This is a genomic window from Pseudomonas sp. JL23 (assembly GCF_056933585.1).
Genome location: NZ_CM167795.1, coordinates 6,499,703 through 6,514,810, shown reverse-complemented (window position 1 = coordinate 6,514,810; position 15,108 = coordinate 6,499,703). Strand labels below are relative to the sequence as shown.

Annotated in this window: 15 protein-coding genes and 1 pseudogene; 11 read left to right on the top strand and 5 right to left on the bottom strand. The window is 56.7% G+C overall.

Annotated features, from left to right (window positions below; translation table 11 throughout):
* Positions 1-2: 2 nt before the first annotated feature.
* On the bottom strand, positions 3-980 hold the full coding sequence (gene tauA, locus AC1Z24_RS29770; RefSeq protein WP_483743834.1) for a taurine ABC transporter substrate-binding protein: 978 nt from the start codon (positions 978-980) through the stop codon (positions 3-5).
* A 640-nt stretch (positions 981-1,620) separates the two neighbouring features.
* Here tauA and AC1Z24_RS29765 point away from each other — a divergent pair.
* From AC1Z24_RS29765 to AC1Z24_RS29740, 6 genes are all read left to right on the top strand, one after another.
* Positions 1,621-2,976, top strand: a complete 1,356-nt coding sequence (locus AC1Z24_RS29765; protein ID WP_483743833.1) for an OprD family outer membrane porin — start codon at positions 1,621-1,623, stop codon at positions 2,974-2,976.
* 197 nt (positions 2,977-3,173) lie between these two features.
* Positions 3,174-3,812, top strand: a complete 639-nt coding sequence (locus tag AC1Z24_RS29760; RefSeq protein ID WP_483743832.1) for a peroxiredoxin — start codon at positions 3,174-3,176, stop codon at positions 3,810-3,812.
* A 319-nt stretch (positions 3,813-4,131) separates the two neighbouring features.
* Entirely contained in the window at positions 4,132-5,097 is a 966-nt protein-coding gene (locus AC1Z24_RS29755; protein ID WP_483743831.1) for a sulfonate ABC transporter substrate-binding protein, read from the top strand.
* A gap of 28 nt (positions 5,098-5,125) precedes the next feature.
* The gene (ssuC, locus tag AC1Z24_RS29750) at positions 5,126-5,911 is read left to right on the top strand and encodes an aliphatic sulfonate ABC transporter permease SsuC (protein WP_259104163.1); all 786 of its coding nucleotides are present in this window, start codon (positions 5,126-5,128) and stop codon (positions 5,909-5,911) included.
* Positions 5,908-6,720, top strand: a complete 813-nt coding sequence (gene ssuB, locus AC1Z24_RS29745) for an aliphatic sulfonates ABC transporter ATP-binding protein (RefSeq protein WP_259104164.1) — start codon at positions 5,908-5,910, stop codon at positions 6,718-6,720. Before ssuC ends, ssuB begins: the two co-directional genes overlap by 4 nt.
* A gap of 27 nt (positions 6,721-6,747) precedes the next feature.
* The gene (locus tag AC1Z24_RS29740; protein ID WP_062379390.1) at positions 6,748-6,963 is read left to right on the top strand and encodes a TOBE domain-containing protein; all 216 of its coding nucleotides are present in this window, start codon (positions 6,748-6,750) and stop codon (positions 6,961-6,963) included.
* A 63-nt stretch (positions 6,964-7,026) separates the two neighbouring features.
* On the opposite strand, the pseudogene AC1Z24_RS29735 reads toward AC1Z24_RS29740, so the two are convergent.
* Positions 7,027-7,128 (bottom strand): annotated as a pseudogene (locus AC1Z24_RS29735) (TetR/AcrR family transcriptional regulator); the annotation flags it as partial.
* 205 nt (positions 7,129-7,333) lie between these two features.
* Between AC1Z24_RS29735 and AC1Z24_RS29730 the strand changes: the two are divergent.
* Both AC1Z24_RS29730 and AC1Z24_RS29725 read left to right on the top strand, forming a co-directional pair.
* A complete protein-coding gene (locus AC1Z24_RS29730) occupies positions 7,334-7,714 on the top strand; it encodes a polymorphic toxin type 44 domain-containing protein (protein WP_483746742.1) in 381 nt (126 codons plus the stop codon).
* A complete protein-coding gene (locus AC1Z24_RS29725) occupies positions 7,692-8,135 on the top strand; it encodes a hypothetical protein (protein WP_483743830.1) in 444 nt (147 codons plus the stop codon). Before AC1Z24_RS29730 ends, AC1Z24_RS29725 begins: the two co-directional genes overlap by 23 nt.
* A 261-nt stretch (positions 8,136-8,396) precedes the next feature.
* Here the strand turns inward: AC1Z24_RS29725 and AC1Z24_RS29720 are convergent, their stop codons facing one another.
* From AC1Z24_RS29720 to AC1Z24_RS29710, 3 genes are all read right to left on the bottom strand, one after another.
* A complete protein-coding gene (locus AC1Z24_RS29720; protein ID WP_483743829.1) occupies positions 8,397-9,038 on the bottom strand; it encodes a TetR/AcrR family transcriptional regulator in 642 nt (213 codons plus the stop codon).
* Between the two features lie 114 nt (positions 9,039-9,152).
* Positions 9,153-9,419, bottom strand: coding sequence for a hypothetical protein (locus tag AC1Z24_RS29715; protein WP_483743828.1), 267 nt, complete (start codon positions 9,417-9,419; stop codon positions 9,153-9,155).
* 321 nt (positions 9,420-9,740) lie between these two features.
* Entirely contained in the window at positions 9,741-11,117 is a 1,377-nt protein-coding gene (locus AC1Z24_RS29710) for a glutamine synthetase family protein (protein WP_259104167.1), read from the bottom strand.
* Positions 11,118-11,396: 279 nt separating this feature from the next.
* Here AC1Z24_RS29710 and AC1Z24_RS29705 point away from each other — a divergent pair, with 279 nt between their 5' ends.
* Genes AC1Z24_RS29705 through AC1Z24_RS29695 form a run of 3 tightly spaced genes read left to right on the top strand, consistent with a single transcriptional unit; the run spans position 11,397 to position 14,983 of the window.
* Complete coding sequence (locus AC1Z24_RS29705; RefSeq protein WP_483743827.1) at positions 11,397-12,170, top strand: gamma-glutamyl-gamma-aminobutyrate hydrolase family protein; 774 nt, start codon at positions 11,397-11,399, stop codon at positions 12,168-12,170.
* A gap of 34 nt (positions 12,171-12,204) precedes the next feature.
* Entirely contained in the window at positions 12,205-13,563 is a 1,359-nt protein-coding gene (locus AC1Z24_RS29700; protein ID WP_483743826.1) for a glutamine synthetase family protein, read from the top strand.
* 55 nt (positions 13,564-13,618) lie between these two features.
* Entirely contained in the window at positions 13,619-14,983 is a 1,365-nt protein-coding gene (locus AC1Z24_RS29695; protein ID WP_483743825.1) for an aspartate aminotransferase family protein, read from the top strand.
* Positions 14,984-15,108 lie beyond the last annotated feature (125 nt).

Here is a 15,108-nt window from a genome sequence, read left to right as displayed (position 1 = left end):
CTTTATTGAGTGATGAACTTGGCGCTGACATAAGGCGAGTAGTCAGCCAGTACGGCGTCGACCTTGCCTTGCTCTTTAAGGAAGGCGGCAGTCTTGGTCACGGCTTCAATGGTTGGTGCGCCCAACAGGGTCTGCTGGTCAGCGGCCAGTGGGTAGACGTTACCCTGCAACAGACCGGGAACGTCGGCTGCCTTGGCGCCGGACAACTGCACCAGCTTGTCAACATTCGACGTATTGGCGATCCAGGCTGCCGGGTCCTTGCGGTACTGGGCGTAGGCATCGAGGGTGACCTTGGCGAAGGCCTTGACGATTTCTGGATGTTTATCGGCAAAGTCCTTGCGCACGATCCAGGCATCGAAGGTCGGTGCGCCAACCTTGGCCAGCTCACCGGAGGTGATCAGCACCTTGCCGGTTTCCTTGGCGACGCCCAGCGCCGGATCCCATACGTAGGTGGCATCGATGTCGCCACGCTTCCAGGCGGCGGCAATGGCCGGTGGTGCGAGGTTGACGATGGTCACCTTGGACGGGTCGATCTTCCAGTACTTCAGCGCCGCCAACAGGCTGTAGTGGCCGGTAGAGACGAAGGGCACGGCGACTTTCTTGCCGATCAGGTCCTGAGGCTTGTCGATGCCGGAGCCGTTACGTGCCACCAGAGCCTCGGCGGCGCCGATCTGGGTAGCAATGAGGAAGGTTTCCACCGGCAGCTTGCGCGTTGCGGCAGCGGTCAGCGGGCTGCTGCCCAGATAACCGATCTGTACGTCGCCTGAAGCAATGGCTGTAATGACATCGGCGCCATTATCAAACTTGCGCCAGGAGATTTTCGAGTCGGTGGCCTTTTCATAGGCGTTATCGGTTTGCGCGACTTTGGCCGGATCAACGGTGGTCTGGTAAGCGACTGTGAAGTCAGCGGCCTGGGCCAGGTACGAAGCGCCGGTCAGTGAAAGTGCGGCCAGTAGACGTAGAGAGAAATGCAGTTTCATCGCGAAGCTCCGAAGCAGGGCAGGTCGGGGAATGCGATGAGACTAAATGATCTAAGAATGCCGAAATAAATAACCTTTTGGCATGAGCTTATGAGGGGAAGCGAAGTGTGTTGTCGAGAATTTTGGTATCGCGGAGCGCCTTTGACAGATTTTTCAGGAAAAGTTCAGCTTGTGTGTTGCCATGATTACAACTGTAACAATCCATGTGAGAGGATTGTTACAGTCCTGTGTCTGGGCTGTTGTGCCGATAAATATGGGCCGTGAGCGACTCAAGGAAAGTGACCGGGCAGTCAGCATCCGGTCGCGCAGTACGTCCAAGCGAATCGATCTGATGAACGGCGCGCAAATATTTTTTGGGAATTAGCCGAATAGGCCGATACACTCCACAACGGCATGGTTGACATGGTTTGACACATATAACCATTTTGCTTGAAAAGCGGACCAATAAGTCTTTTCAGGTTTAAGGGTTTGTTGCATACCGTGGAGGCTACCGGCACACGCGGTCTAGTACTTTAGTCTTAGAGGTGACCAGCACCATTGACTCTCCGAGTCGGGTCTGGCGCTAATCGCGCAACCGCGGGTCAGGGCATTAGCTCGGCACCGTGGATACAAAAAAATTAGATTCAAGAGGAGCGATACAATGAAGAAGTCCACCCTGGCCCTGGCCGTAGCGGTAAGTGCCCTGGCTCAGCAGGCTGGTGCAGCTGGTTTCCTGGAAGACAGCAAGGCAACCATCAGTTCTCGTACCATGTACTTCGAAAACGACCTCCGTGAAGGCCGTCGTGCATCGGACCAACGTGAGACAGCAGAAGGTCTGCTGTTCAACTTCAACTCCGGCTACACCCAAGGCACAGTGGGCTTCGGTCTGGACGTGCAAAGCATGTGGGGTATTCATCTGGGCGGTGGCATCGATCACCACACCACTACCACTGCCAACACTTTCTTCCCAACCGATACCGATGGTTCGTCCGTTGATCAATGGTCCCGTACTGGCGGCAACGTCAAGGCCAAGATCTCCAAGACTGAGCTGAAACTCGGTAACGCTCTGGCACCTAACCTGCCAATCCTCGTTTCCAACGACGGTCGCTTGCTGCCACAAAGCTTCGGCGGCGGTACCATCCAGTCGAAAGAAATCGAAAACGTCACCATCAACGCCGGTAAGCTGACTCAGCAAGCTGCTCGTGCTTCGAGCAACTACTCGGGTCTGTCGGTTAACGGTGCTTCCCAGGATTCCAACAGCTTCGTATTCGCGGGCGCTGACTGGAAAGTCACCAAAGACCTGACCCTGCAGGCTTACCACGCACAGCTGGAAGACTTCTACAAGCAGACGTTCCTGGGCCTGACTCACGTCTTCCAGATCGCTGATGACCAGTCCTTCAAGACTGACCTGCGTTGGTTCGACAGCAGCTCCGATGGCAAGAACGGCGACGTTAACTACCGCTTCAACAACAACGGCGGCTACGCTCGCAACGTTGGTGAAGTCGACAACAAAACCTGGTCGGCCATGTTCACTTACACCCTGGGCGGCCATGCACTCATGGTTGGTCATCAGCGTGTGAACGACGACGGCGGCATGGTCTGGTTGAACCAGGGTAGCGTCACCAAGAACGGTACGTCTTCGACTCACATCGAAGGCGAAGGCGGTTCCAGCTTCTACCTGTTCACCGACAGTATGATCAACCAGTTTGCCCGCGCCGGTGAGAACACCACCTTCGGTCAATACTCGTATGACTTCGCTCGTCTGGGCGTCCCAGGTCTGAAAGCAGCGTTCGCTTACCTGCACGGTACCGACATCAAGGCAGCCAACACTGCTGTTGACAAGAGCGACAGCTCTGAGTGGGAACGTGACGTTCGTCTGGACTACGTTGTTCAGTCCGGCGTGCTGAAAGGCTTCGGTACTTCCCTGCGTCGCGGTACCTATCGTGGCGACAGCGGTACTCCAGCTGACCAGGATCAGACCCGTCTGATCTTCAACTACACCTACGCTTTCAAGTAAGTGTGATGAGCTGAGTCAAAGGAACCCCGCTTCGGCGGGGTTCTTTTTGCCTGTGATTTTTACGCGTCAGTCGTTCGACTAAATCGCTCTATTTTTTATGCATAAATCATCTAATTAAATCGTTATCTATTCTTTTTAATTTTTAGTGATTCGGTGCACAGTGGCTGCCATAACCTGGCAAACCAAGGAGCATCACCATGAGCCTGCGACTGGGCGATATCGCCCCCGACTTCGAACAGGATTCCAGCGAAGGCCGTATCCGTTTTCATGAATGGCTGGGCGACAGCTGGGGCGTACTGTTTTCCCATCCGGCGGACTTCACGCCGGTCTGCACCACGGAGCTGGGCTTTACCGCCAAACTCAAGGATGAATTCAGCAAACGCGGCGTCAAGGCTATTGCCCTGTCGGTGGACCCGGTCGATTCGCATATCCGCTGGATCGACGACATCAACAGCACCCAGAACACTCTCGTCAACTTCCCGATCCTGGCTGATGCCGATCGCAAGGTTTCCGACCTCTACGACCTGATCCACCCCAACGCCAACGACACCCTGACCGTGCGCTCACTGTTTGTGATCGACCCGAACAAGAAGGTGCGCCTGACCATTACCTATCCGGCCAGCACCGGGCGCAATTTCAATGAAATCCTGCGCGTGATCGATTCTCTGCAATTGACCGACAACTACAAAGTCGCGACCCCGGCCAACTGGGTGGATGGCGATGATGTGGTGATCGTGCCGTCTATCAAGGACGAAGAAGAGATCAAACGACGCTTTCCCAAGGGCTATAAGGCCGTCACGCCTTATCTTCGCCTGACGCCGCAACCCAATCGTTAAAATTTCACGTACTCACCAAGCAGAGGATTTTAGGGCCGATTTATCGGCCCTTTTTTATCCGTTTCATTCGCGCCAGGGCAAATCCGTGGGACCGGCTTCAGCCGGGAAGAGGTCGGTGCGGTCGCCGCATCTGCTGCGTCAGGGGCGACGCTTTCCCGGCTGAAGCCGGTCCCACGGTTCCCGCGATTGCATGAATTTTATATATTCGTTTAGGTAATAACCAAATGAATAAATAAGATTTATAGATATAAAAAACTCCTGTTAAGGTCACTGCATATCCGGCGATATCCGCCACTTCACTGATCATTGGAGAGCGCCCATGGGCACTGTCAATTTGCGTCAAGGCCTGGCCGCTCTGTTTATCGCGGCAGCATCCTTCGCAGCCGTCACTCACGCTCAGGCGGACACTCTGCGCATCGGTTATCAGAAATACGGCACTCTGGTGCTGCTCAAGGCCAAGGGCTCGCTGGAGAAGCGCCTCGCTGAGCAGGGCGTGCAGGTGCAGTGGACCGAGTTTCCCGGCGGCCCGCAGTTGCTGGAAGGCTTGAACGTCGGCGCCATCGACTTCGGCGTTACCGGGGAAACCCCGCCGGTGTTCGCCCAGGCTGCCGGTGCTGACCTGCTTTACGTCGCGGCAGAACCGCCGGCGCCGACCAGTGAGGCGATTCTTGTGCCCAAGGATTCACCGATCACTTCGGTCAAGGATCTGAAAGGCAAGAAAGTCGTGCTCAACAAGGGCTCAAACGTCCACTACCTGCTGGTGCGGGCATTGGAAGATGCCGGGCTCAAGTACAGCGATATCCAGACTGTCTTCCTGCCCCCGGCTGACGCCCGTGCCGCTTTCGAGCGCGGCAGTGTGGATGCCTGGGTGATCTGGGACCCATACCAGGCGGCCGCCGAGCAACAATTGCAGGCCCGTACCCTGCGTGACGGCACCGGTATCGTCGATAACAACCAGTTCTACCTCGCCACTAAACCCTACGCGCAACAGCATCCGAAAGTCATCCAGACCCTGGTCGACGAAGTGCGTGCTGTGGGCGAGTGGTCCAAGGCCAACCCGGATGAAGTAACACAGCAGGTCGCGCCACTGCTAGGCCTGCCAGCGGATATCACCAAAATCTCGGTCAAGCGTCAGGGCTACGGCGCTTACTTCATTACCCCGCAAGTGATTGCGGCTCAGCAGAAAATCGCCGACACCTTCTACCAGCTCAAGTTGATCCCCAAGCCGCTGAGCATTGCGGACGTGATCTGGACCCCACCGGCTGCGGTGGCTAAAGCACCGTAACCGTTCAGACCACCAAGGAGACAACTCCATGAGTCAACGCATCATTCACCGGCTGGCGCCCTGGGCGCTGCCCATCCTGTTGTTGCTGGTCTGGCAGCTGTCGGTCAGCGCCGGCTGGCTGTCCACGCGCATCCTGCCGGCACCCAGTGCCGTGGTCGCGGCGGGTGTGCAACTGGTGGTCAGTGGCGATATCTGGGCGCATCTGGCGATCAGCAGCTGGCGCGCGGCAATCGGCTTCGCCATCGGTGGCGGGATCGGTCTGGTACTGGGCTTTATCACCGGCTTGTCGAAGTGGGGCGAGCGCCTGCTGGACAGCTCGGTGCAGATGATTCGTAACGTGCCACACCTGGCGCTGATCCCGTTGGTGATCCTGTGGTTCGGCATCGACGAGAGCGCGAAAATTTTCCTGGTCGCCCTGGGCACGCTGTTCCCGATCTACCTCAACACCTATCACGGTATCCGCAATATCGATCCCGCCCTGGTGGAGATGTCGCGCAGTTATGGCCTGTCCGGTTTTGCGCTGTTCTGGCATGTGATCCTGCCGGGCGCCTTGCCTTCGATTCTGGTCGGCGTGCGCTTTGCCCTGGGCTTCATGTGGCTGACGCTGATCGTTGCGGAGACCATTTCCGCCAGCTCCGGTATCGGTTATCTGGCCATGAATGCTCGTGAATTCCTGCAGACCGATGTGGTGGTTCTGGCGATCGTCCTCTACGCGATCCTCGGCAAGCTGGCTGACCTGGCAGCGCGCGGCCTGGAGCGTGTATGCCTGCGCTGGCATCCGGCCTATCAAGTTCACAAAGGCGGTGCCGCATGAGCAGTCTGAAACAGCAACCGCCGCACTTGCTGCGCGGTATCCCGCTGGCGGTACATGGCCTGAAGAAAACCTTCGGCAACCGCGAAGTGCTCAAGGACATCGACCTGCATATTCCCGCCGGGCAATTCGTGGCCGTGGTCGGTCGTAGCGGCTGCGGCAAGAGCACACTGTTGCGCCTGCTTGCCGGGCTCGACAAGCCGACGACGGGCGAGTTACTGGCCGGTTCCGCACCGCTCAGCGATGCCCGGGAAGACACACGGTTGATGTTCCAGGAGGCACGCCTGCTGCCATGGAAACGCATTATCGACAACGTCGGCCTGGGCCTGAGTGGCGATTGGCGTGGTCAAGCCATGGATGCACTTGAGGCCGTCGGCCTGGCCGAGCGCGCCAATGAATGGCCTGCGGCGCTGTCGGGTGGGCAGAAGCAACGTGTAGCCCTGGCCCGCGCCCTGATTCACAAACCGCGTCTGTTGCTGCTCGACGAACCTCTGGGCGCTCTCGATGCCCTGACCCGCATCGAGATGCAGCAACTGATCGAGAGTCTTTGGCGCAAACATGGCTTCACGGTGCTGTTGGTCACCCACGACGTCAGCGAAGCGGTCGCCATTGCCGACCGGGTGATCCTGATTGAAGAGGGCCGTATTGGCCTGGACCTTGTCGTCGAATTGCCACGCCCGCGGGCCCGGGGTTCACATCGCCTGGCTGCACTGGAAACCGAAGTACTCAATCGCGTGCTCTCGTTGCCGGGAGCGCCACCGGAACCCGAACCGACTTCACCCCTGCCCACGCAATTGCGTTGGGCCAATTAACTCCCTATCGCAAACAGGAAGACGCTCATGACCATCAAAGCCATCAACGTACGCAACCAGTTCAAAGGCACCATCAAGGAAATCGTGACCGGCGACGTACTGTCCGAAATCGACGTACAGACCGCTTCCGGCATCGTCACTTCCGTGATCACCACCCGCTCGGTCAAAGAGCTGGAATTGGTAGTCGGCAGCGAAGTGATTGCCTTCGTGAAATCCACCGAAGTCTCCATCGCCAAGCTGTAAGCGATGGCAATACAGCAACCCCGGACGGTGAAAGCCCTCCGGGGTTTTTCCGCAGGCGAAAAATCAGTCGTGATGCAGAGCGCGTTTAGCTAAAAACGGTGGCAGATACAAGCTCATATAGGCATCAAACACCCGCATTCCATCCTCGTACTCCCTCTCCGCAATATGTCGTAATACCGCCAGTGTCTGAACGCTTATATCGGCGAAGATTGCTTAAAGTAAGGCTAGATGGCTGGCTTGCAGGGCTTCTCAGTAGTCCAATGCTTTAAGTTATGTAGGAATCTTCTGTTTGCTTGGCGTGTCCTTACATTACGCCGGAAACGTGGATAAATTTGTTCTTTTTCATGGATGGAACATTTTCACCATGACTATGCCTGTCGCGCCTCCGGGCGTTTCCATTGAGGCCAATATGAGAACCGCGTATCAGAATGGGCAGCATTTTAGTCGAGGGGGCGGTGCCTTTCGGTTAAGTTGGTTTTATATGCAAGTCAAAAACCGCGGTCCTTGGGACTTCAAGCAAAAAGGTGCGCAATATGAAAGCTTTGGTAACTTTCATTATGGAGCGGTTGGCACTGCAGCGGGATTTTCCCGCGAAACGTTGCTCAGGGCAGCGGGCCTTGCGCAGTCTTTCGCTGGAACCACCAGAGGGGATTTTGGAAAGTGGTGGGCTGATGCACCTTTTGGCGATGATCCAAGAGATCAATACTGGATCGAGCGGGGAATAGAGTATGCGAAGTCGAAGTGCTACTAAAATATTCATGATAGCGCTGTCGATACTGTGCATTGTTCAGGGGGGATGGATCGTTGGTCATTATCCTTTTACTCCTGAGCTTTCTCGTGTCGTGCAGAAATATGCGCTTGAAGGCGGGGGAGTTGTATATGTCATTGAGAGTAATTCTGGAGGAGCAACGGTGCCTTTGACTTATCGTTACTACCTCAATGCAGCGCTGGATGGAGACGAGGTCATTCTCAATGCGTTGGGCGAGAGCGATAACGCGTTTTTGGTAACGCGCGATGCAAATGCCAAGGTCTTGGTAGAGCCGAAGCGTTTGATCATTTCGGTCACGGACAGCGTATATCAATTCACGACCCCAATATCCTGGAACGCTGAGGGCCAGTCTTTTTTTGTTGATGTATGGCTTGATGCCCGACCAGACAGTCGAAATATGTGAAGCGTCGCATCGCAGATAAAAACGCCACGATTCTTATCAATCAATGACGTTTTTTGTTTCACACGTCGTCAGACTGTATGCAGAAAGTGTTGTATTCAGGCCGTTAATGGGTGAAGTCAAGGTAGTGATCGCATCCGGCATCATCACTTTGGTGATCGTCTTCGTGAAATCCACAGAAGTCTCCATCGCCAGGTCGTAAGCGATGGCAGCACAACAACCCCGGATGGTGAAAGCCCTCCGGGGTTTTTGCCGTATCGGGGGTCAGTCTTGTGGCTGAGCGCGGCGGGGCAGAAACGGCGGCAAATACAACCCCATATAAGCATCAAACACGCGCATGCCTTCTTCGGCCATACGCGGTGTGATCTGCTCATGCAGTTGCATCGAGCGCGCGTAGACCCGGTCGCCCAGTTCCATGGCCAGGGCGAATACGTCGACGTCATCGGGCAGGGTGGGGAGCTGGAAGTGCCGGTCGAAGACTTCGAACATCAGGTGGCCCAGTTCGATATCGTGCTGGCGGTCAGCCTGGTTCACTTCGGTCAGGCCGTGCTGCGCGAGGATCAACTGGCGGGCGGCAGCATCGTCGTTGTAGATCTTCAGCATGCGCATTTCGACGATGCGCGACAGGTCGCGCCAGCTGTGCAGGGTGTCGTGATCCACCGGGGCCTGGAGGCTGGCGCGAAAGGCGGCATGGACGTCGGCGGTCAGGGCTTCGAGCATCGCCGGGACACTGGCGAAAAAGTGGTAAACCGACGATGGCGGGATCTGTGCCCGCTCGGCCACGCTGTAGATCGACAGACTGGCCACGCCCTCGGCGGCAAGCAGCTCGCGTGCGGCACCGAGGATCGAGTCGATCCTGGCCTGGCTGCGGGCGCGGGGTTTGCGAGGTGTGGCGGGGCGGGGCATGGCTGCTCTCCATGGAGGGTGGCAGGCATTGTACAGGGTGTCGGATTGAGCGCCTTCTCTAATACGAAATCGGACTGTTGAGTGTGCACAGTCCGACTGCCTCTTTACGAGTAATTAAACTCGTTTGATTTCGGTGAGTTGAGGTTTTCCGTCAAGAGGTACGTAGATTTCAATTATCACTTCCCATGTGTCTTGAGTGGGGGGGACCGTTGCCGAGCACTTGTAGCGATAGTTTGTGCCTGCAACAATTTGAGTGGCAACTTCTCGAGGAGTATATATGACCCCCATGAAGCCATTCAGGGCATCGTTGAATAAAGTTTCGTGGTCCGAAGACAGAACTTGGTAAGGAGTCCAGCCGCCCGGGGTGAATTGAGTTGTCATGTTGTATATCTCCATATATACGTGATTTCCTACTCGTTTGGCTTTTCGGAATACGCCCCGTCTATTGAAATGGTTTCCGGCATCCATGCCATCAGGGCATTCCGACGTACCGGTTGGCCTGATGGGGGAGGATTATGGCGACACAATAGGGGGTAAGGTAATAGAAGAATATATACTGAATATTTTATTTCTGAACGGTCCAGCGTTGGTGTGATGATGGTTTGCATTTGCATGTTTTAAATGGGTGGGCTTTTTGGTTATTAGCCCATAAAAAACGCCGCAACCCTTTCAGGCTGCGGCGTCTTTGTACTGCATCCAGAATCAAACAGTATGCAGATACCAGTTGTACTCAAGGTCGGAGATGGAGTGTTCGAACTCCTCCAGCTCGCTTTCCTTGCAGGCGACAAAGATATCGATATATTTCGGATCGATATACTTGGCCATGACTTCACTGTCGTCCAGCTCGCGCAGGGCATCGCGCAGGTTGTTCGGCAGACTTTGTTCGTTTTGCTCGTAGGAGTTGCCCGAGACCGGCGCGCCTGGCTCGATCTTGTTGGTCAGGCCGTGATGCACGCCTGCCAGCACCGATGCCATCAGCAGATACGGGTTGGCATCGGCACCGGCAACCCGGTGTTCGATACGCACGGCATCGGCTGAACCTGTTGGCACACGTACAGCAACCGTGCGGTTATCCAGGCCCCAGCTTGGCGAATTTGGCACGTAGAACTGAGCACCGAACCGGCGATATGAGTTGACGTTCGGGCAAAGGAACGCCATCTGCGCCGGTAGGGTCTCGAGCACACCGCCGATCGCATGACGTAATGCGGCGTTCTGCTCGGGATCCTCGCTGGTGAAGATGTTCTTGCCATCGCGATCCAGGATCGAGATGTGGACATGCAGACCATTACCTGCCTGACCCGGATAGGGCTTGGCCATAAAGGTCGTGTCCATTTCGTGGTCGTAGGCGATGTTCTTGATCAGGCGCTTGAGCAGGACCGCATAGTCGCAGGCCTTGATCGCATCGGCGACGTGGTGCAGGTTCACTTCGAACTGCGCCGGAGCACTTTCCTTGACGATGGCGTCGGCCGGGATGCCTTGTTCCTTGGCACCTTCCAGAATGTCCTGGAGGCAGTCGACGTATTCGTCGAGGTCGTCGATCAGGTAGACCTGTGTCGAGTGCGGGCGTTTACCGGAGATAGGCGAGCGGGGCGGTTGTGGGCGGCCGTTCACGTTCTCCTGGTCGATCAGGTAGAACTCCAGCTCGAAGGCGGCGCAGATGGTCAGGCCCATGTCATCGAACTTGCTCACCACCTGACGCAGGACTTCACGCGGGTCGGCGAAGAAGGGCGTGCCTTCCAGTTCGTGCATGGTCATCAGCAGTTGCGCGGTTGGGCGTTTCTGCCAGGGTTCGTTGCACAGGGTGTCGGGGATCGGATAACAGATTCGGTCAGCATCACCGATATCCAGGCCCAGACCGGTGCTTTCCACCGTCGAACCGTTGATATCCAGGGCAAATAAAGAGGCCGGCAGGTTGATGCCTTTCTCGTAAACCTTGTGGAGGCTGGTGCGTTCAATGCGCTTGCCGCGCACCACACCATTCATATCCGCAATCAGAAGGTCAACGTACAGAACCTCAGGATGTTCCTTAAGGAACGCGTTCGCTTCGTTGAGCTGAACGGCACGCGGGGGTACCGACATGATGCAACACCTTTGTTGTTGAAAATATCAATCATCGAGTCTTGCGGGTTTCAGTCAATCCGAAAGGTCCGATGAAGTCAAGAGAGCCTCGTTTTGCCCTAAAAGGGCGCCAAAAGGCCGTTTTTGCTGCAAATTAGGGCGATTATGGGCTGTGTTATGGCTTGGGAACTGCGGGCTTGAGCGGGCTGTGTTCTATTTTTTACGGGGGTGTTGTGTAAAAAAATGAACAAGGCTAAGCTCGATTTAGACCCAGAACAGCAATAATGCCGGAGGGGTTTCATGTCTCGCTTGCCATTGATAGGCGTCACTTCATGCACGAAGCAGATCGGTGATCACGCTTATCACATCAGTGGCGACAAGTACGTCCGCGCGGTAGCCGTGGCTGCCGGGGGCCTGCCGCTGATCCTGCCCTCACTGGGCCCGTTGCTCGATCCCTCCGAAATTCTTGCAAGCCTCGATGGACTGTTGTTCACCGGCTCACCTTCCAATGTTGAACCCTATCACTATAGTGGCCCTGCCAGCGCACCGGGAACTGCTCATGATCCTGCACGCGACAGCACCACCTTACCGCTAATTCGTGACGCCGTGGCGGCGGGTGTGCCGGTTTTGGGCATTTGCCGCGGGTTTCAGGAATTAAATGTCGCCTTGGGCGGCAGTCTGCACCAGCGTGTTCATGAAACCGGAACCTTCATGGACCATCGTGAGCCGGACAATGAACCGGTTGAAGTCCAGTACGCACCCAGTCATCCCATGCACATTCAGCCCGGCGGCCTGCTTGAATCCTTTGGCCTGCCCGCTGAAATTGCAGTCAATTCGATCCATGGGCAGGGCATTGAGCGCCTGGCGCCGCCCCTGCGTGTGGAAGCGACTGCGCCTGACGGTCTGATTGAAGCCGTGTCGCTGCAAGGCGGCGCTTTTGTGCTGGGGGTGCAATGGCACCCGGAATGGCAAGTCACCCACAATCCCCACTACCTGGCGATTTTCCAGGCCTTTGGCGATGCCTGCCGAAAGCGGGCAAGACAACGAGACGCCGATGCGTCAAAAAACGCCTGATCCGCGGATCAGGAAATGACCCCCTGAGGTATTTATGAGTACCAACCTCGACCAGCTCACCGATTGGTTGAAAGAACACAAGATCACCGAAGTCGAATGCATGATTGGCGACCTCACCGGGATCACCCGCGGCAAGATTTCCCCGACCAACAAATTCATCGCTGAAAAGGGCATGCGGCTGCCTGAAAGCGTGCTGTTGCAGACGGTGACCGGCGATTACGTCGAAGACGATATCTACTACGACCTGCTGGACCCTGCAGACATCGACATGTTCTGCCGCCCCGACCAGAACGCGGTGTATTTGGTGCCTTGGGCCATTGAGCCGACTGCTCAGGTGATCCACGATACTTACGATAAACAGGGCAACCCTATCGAGCTGTCGCCGCGCAACGTGCTCAAGAAGATCCTGAAACTCTATGCCGACAAAGGCTGGCAGCCTATCGTGGCGCCGGAAATGGAGTTTTACCTGACCAAGCGCAGCGACGATCCGGACTATCCGTTACAGCCGCCGATCGGTCGTTCGGGTCGCCCGGAAACCGGCCGCCAGTCCTTCTCCATCGAAGCCGCCAACGAATTCGACCCTTTGTTCGAAGACGTCTATGACTGGTGCGAGCTGCAGAATCTGGATCTCGATACCCTGATCCACGAAGACGGTACGGCGCAGATGGAGATCAACTTCCGTCACGGCGATGCCCTGTCCCTGGCCGACCAGATTCTGGTGTTCAAGCGCACCATGCGCGAAGCCGCGCTCAAGCATGATGTGGCGGCGACCTTCATGGCCAAGCCCATGACCGGCGAGCCCGGCAGCGCCATGCATTTGCACCAGAGCATTATTGATATCCAGACCGGCAAGAATGTTTTCTCCAACCCCGACGGCACCATGAGCCAGTTGTTCCTGCACCACATCGGTGGCCTGCAGAAGCTGATTCCCGAGCTGTTGCCGCTGTTCGCGCCCAACGTCAACTCGTTCCGCCGCTTCCTGCCGGACACTTCGGCACCGGTGAACGTCGAGTGGGGCGAAGAAAACCGAACTGTCGGCCTGCGCGTGCCGGATGCCGGGCCGCAGAACCGCCGCGTGGAGAACCGTCTGCCCGGTGCCGACGCCAATCCGTATCTGGCGATTGCCGCGAGCCTGTTGTGCGGTTACATCGGTATGACCGAAGGCATCAACCCCAGTGCTCCAGTGGTGGGTCGTGGTTATGAGCGCCGTAACCTGCGCCTGCCGTTGACCATCGAAGATGCCCTGGAGCGCATGGAAAACAGCAAGACCATCGAGAAATACCTCGGTGAGAAATTCATCAAGGGCTACGTCGCGGTCAAACGCGCCGAGCATGAAAACTTCAAGCGCGTGATCAGCTCGTGGGAGCGGGAATTCCTGCTCTTCGCCGTCTGATACGCCCGGCGCCTGGCTGATGCCGGGTGCCCCACCCAAGCATATGGAGTGCTGTATGAGTTCCAATAATCCGCAAACCCGTGAGTGGCAGGCCCTCAGCGCCGAGCACCACCTGGCCCCGTTCAGTGACTACAAACAGTTGAAAGAGAAAGGCCCGCGCATCATCACCAAGGCCCAGGGCGTGCACCTCTGGGACAGCGAAGGCAACAAGATTCTCGACGGCATGGCTGGCCTGTGGTGTGTGGCCATCGGTTATGGCCGCGAGGAACTGGCCGACGCCGCCAGCAAACAGATGCGCGAGCTGCCTTATTACAACCTGTTCTTCCAGACCGCCCACCCGCCGGCGCTGGAACTGGCCAAGGCCATTTCCGATATCGCTCCGGCGGGCATGAACCATGTGTTCTTCACCGGTTCCGGTTCCGAAGGCAACGACACCATGCTGCGTCTGGTCCGCCACTATTGGGCGCTCAAGGGCCAGCCGAACAAAAAGACCATTATCAGCCGGGTCAACGGCTATCACGGCTCGACCGTGGCCGGTGCAAGCCTGGGCGGCATGACGTATATGCATGAGCAGGGCGATCTGCCGATCCCTGGTATCGAACATATCCCGCAGCCGTACTGGTTCGGTGAAGGCGGCGATATGACACCGGACGAGTTCGGCACCTGGGCTGCCGAGCAACTGGAGAAAAAGATTCTCGAGTTGGGCGTGGATAACGTCGGTGCGTTCATTGCCGAGCCGATCCAGGGTGCCGGTGGCGTGATCGTGCCGCCTGCCACCTACTGGCCCAAGATCAAGGAAATCCTCGGTCGCTACGACATTCTGTTCGTCGCCGACGAAGTGATCTGCGGTTTTGGTCGTACCGCTGAGTGGTTCGGTAGCGATTATTTCGACCTCAAACCGGACATGATGACCATCGCCAAGGGCCTGACCTCGGGCTATATCCCCATGGGCGGCCTGATCGTGCGCGACGAGATCGTCAAGGTGATCAACGAAGGCGGCGACTTCAACCACGGCTTCACCTATTCCGGGCATCCGGTCGCAGCTGCTGTGGCACTGGAAAATATCCGCATCATGCGCGACGAAAAAATCGTCGAGAGAGTCAAGAACGAAACGGCACCATACTTGCAAAAGCGTTTGCGTGAGCTGAGCGATCATCCGTTGGTGGGTGAGGTTCGCGGTGTCGGCTTACTGGGGGCCATCGAGCTGGTCAAGGACAAGGCCACGCGTGAGCGTTACGTCGGCCGGGGTGCTGGCATGATCTGCCGGACGTTCTGTTTCGACAACGGTCTGATCATGCGCGCCGTGGGCGATACCATGATCATTTCGCCGCCCCTGGTGATCAGTTTTGCCGAAATCGACGAGCTGGTAGAGAAGGCGCGCAAGTGCCTGGATCTGACACTGAAGGCTCTACAGGGCTGATATAAGCACCGCCGGAACATGAAACTTTCGGCGGTTGCGTAGTACGGCAGGTTTGCCCGCTTGTAAGCCTGCCCAGGAACTTGCCAGACTAACGGTTGTTTGAATCGCCGCTACTCCCAATGGTC